Source organism: Pseudoxanthomonas sp. GW835-FHT14C01, from assembly GCF_058793715.1.
The window spans coordinates 1-2,516 of sequence record NZ_JBXAGB010000007.1 but is presented as its reverse complement, the minus strand read 5'-3'; the positions used below and the strand labels follow the sequence as shown (position 1 = coordinate 2,516).

General features: G+C 67.3%; 3 protein-coding genes. All 3 read right to left on the bottom strand.

Annotated features, from left to right (window positions below):
• Window positions 1-1,331: cache domain-containing protein (locus AC1Q5B_RS20425; protein ID WP_492633278.1), on the bottom strand; the 1,331-nt coding region annotated here is incomplete at its 3' end.
• 223 nt (window positions 1,332-1,554) lie between these two features.
• On the bottom strand, window positions 1,555-2,043 hold the full coding sequence (locus AC1Q5B_RS20420; RefSeq protein ID WP_492633277.1) for a chemotaxis protein CheW: 489 nt from the start codon (window positions 2,041-2,043) through the stop codon (window positions 1,555-1,557).
• Between the two features lie 98 nt (window positions 2,044-2,141).
• The coding region (locus AC1Q5B_RS20415; protein ID WP_492633276.1) for a methyl-accepting chemotaxis protein at window positions 2,142-2,516 on the bottom strand (375 nt) is incomplete at its 5' end.

Sequence of the window (2,516 nt, the reverse complement as noted above, 5' to 3'; positions counted from 1 at the left end):
ACGGTGGCGTTGGCGTCGTCGCGCATGCTGGCGAACACGCCGTGGAAGTCGCCTTCCATCCGCGCCGTCAGGTCGCCATCGGCGATCGCGCGCAGCAGCGCCGACAACTGCGCGAGATTGCGGTCGCTGGTGGCCATCATCGCGTTGAGGCCCTGCACCATCTGCAGGAAGTCGTGATGGAAGCCGGCTTCGTCGCCACGCTGGCTGAAGTCGCCCGCGGCCGCGGCCCGTGCCAGTCGCTTGATCTCGCCGTTGATGGCCAGCAGGTTCTGCTTGGCGGCATCCATCGCTTCGTGCAGGAAGGCGCGGGTACCCGGCAGCCGGCGCGCATCCTGGCTCAGGTCGCCATTGGCGTAGCGCTCCAGGATGCCGATGGCGTCGCGGAACGCGTCCAGGTGTTCGAACATCATCGTGTTGATGCCACCGGCCAATTCGCCGTACACGCCCGGGAAGTCCTCCGGCATGCGATGGCGGATGTCCTCGGCTTCGTGCAGGCGGATCATGTCGCGGGTCTCGTGCGAGAAGCGCTCCAGCATGTGCACCATCTCGTCGGTGGCCTTCAGCATCTGGCCGACCTCGTCGCGGCCGTGGTGGCCGGTGCGCACGCTCAGGTCGCCGCGCGAGACGCCCTTGATCGCGGCCAGGGCACGCGCCACCGGTTCCAGCACGGACTGCCCGATGACCCAGCTGATCGCCATGCTCAGCAGAACCAGCAGGCCGCCCGCGATCGTCATGATGAAGGTGAACTGCAGCGCCTGCGCCTGGGTGTCGTCGAGGTAGACGCCGGTGCCGATCACCCAGTGCCAGGGCTCGTAGAGCGCGGCATACGACGTCTTCGGTACCGGGTCTTCCTCGCCGGCCTTGGCCCAGCTGTAGTCCACGATGCCGCCGCCGGCCTTCGCCGCCCGCACGAACTCGGGAAAGATGCGCTTGCCGTCCGGGCTCAGCACATCCTGCAGCGGCTTGCCGATCAGGTCGGGACGCGTCGGGTGCATCAGCATGGTCGGCGCTTCGTCGGTGACGAAGAAGTAATCCACGCCCTGATTGGCCTGCATCGAGGCGAGCACGGCGAGGGCGCGGGTCTTCGCGTCGGCTTCGTCCAGCGTGCCCGCGGCCACCTGCTTCGCGTAGCCTTCGATCACGCCGAGCGCCATGTCCGTCTGCGCTTTCAGGCCGGCCTGGCGGGTACTGGTCAGGTCCAGGTACTGCATGCGCGCGGCGATGACGGCGAGCGCGACCGTGCCGAGGGCGATCAGTGCGGTCTGGATCAGGAAGCGGCGCTTGAGCGGCAGCGAGGACAGGGAGGCGGCGATCTTGGCGGTCAGCGTCATGACGATCTCGTACGACAACAGGGAAACACGGGGAGGAGGGAAGGGACGGGCGACGTCCTCTGATGTTTATCGGCGGGCTCCACCAAACTTTCAGTCATGTGAAGGCTGAGGCGACGAACGGCAGTCCGGCGGTGCCGACGGGGGCCAGAAACGCGAAGACCGCGGGCCTCGCGGTCCGCGGTCTTCGTGTGGAGCATCGCCATGCCGGTCACCCGGCGATGGATCAGGCGGCCACCTGTTCCGGCAGTGGCTGGCCGAAGTCGGCACTGTCGATCAGCGTTTCGATGTCGAGCAGGATCAGCATGCGTTCGTCGACCGTACCGATGCCCGAGATGAAGCGCGTGTCGACGCTGGCGCCGAACTCCGGGGTGGGGCGGATCTGCTCGGCGCTCAGCGCCAGCACGTCCGATACGCTGTCCACCACGATGCCGACCACGCGGTCTTCCACGTTCAGCACGATCATCACGGTGAACGCGTCGTAGCGCGCTTCCTTCAGGCGCAGCTTCAGGCGCAGGTCGATCACCGGCACGATGGTGCCGCGCAGGTTGATCACGCCCTTGATGTAGTCCGGCGCGTCGGGCAGGCGGGTCACCGAGTCGTAGCCGCGGATTTCCTGGACCTTCAGGATGTCCACGCCGTAGTGCTCGTCTCCCAGGGTGAAGCTGAGGAACTCGTCCGCGCTCGCCGCGGCCTGGGTCTTCTTGTCGCTCATTCGTCGGGCTCCTGTTGCAGCCGGTAAGGGTGTCGGGGTTTCCGGGACGGAACCGGTCGAGGTCTAGATCGGCCCGGCTCGGGGAATCTTTAGCGGTGTCAGGACAGGTCCGGCTCGGCTACGGCGCGAGGTGCGCCACCCGCGGCGATGCGGGTGACGCGTTCCTGCACCAGGCGTGCGACCCGACCGTGGCCGTCCAGCCGGAAGGTCGACACCGCATCGGCCAACGCGTGCGCCTGCTCTTCCATCGAGCGGGCCGCGGCGGAGGCTTCCTCCACCAGCGCGGCGTTCTGCTGGGTCGTCTCGTCCATCTGGGTGATGGTCTGGTTGACCTGTTCGATGCCGGCCGACTGTTCCTGCGAGGCCGCGGAGATCTCGGCCATGATGTCGGTCACGCGCTGCACGCTGGCCACGATCTCGGCCATCGTCGCACCGGCCTGGTTCACCAGCGCCGAGCCATCGGCCACCTTGTC

Coding starts and splice junctions, on each gene's coding strand:
- AC1Q5B_RS20420 (WP_492633277.1), bottom strand. CDS start 2,043: ATGAGCGACAAGAAGACCCAGGCCGCGGCGAGCGCGGACGAGTTCCTC.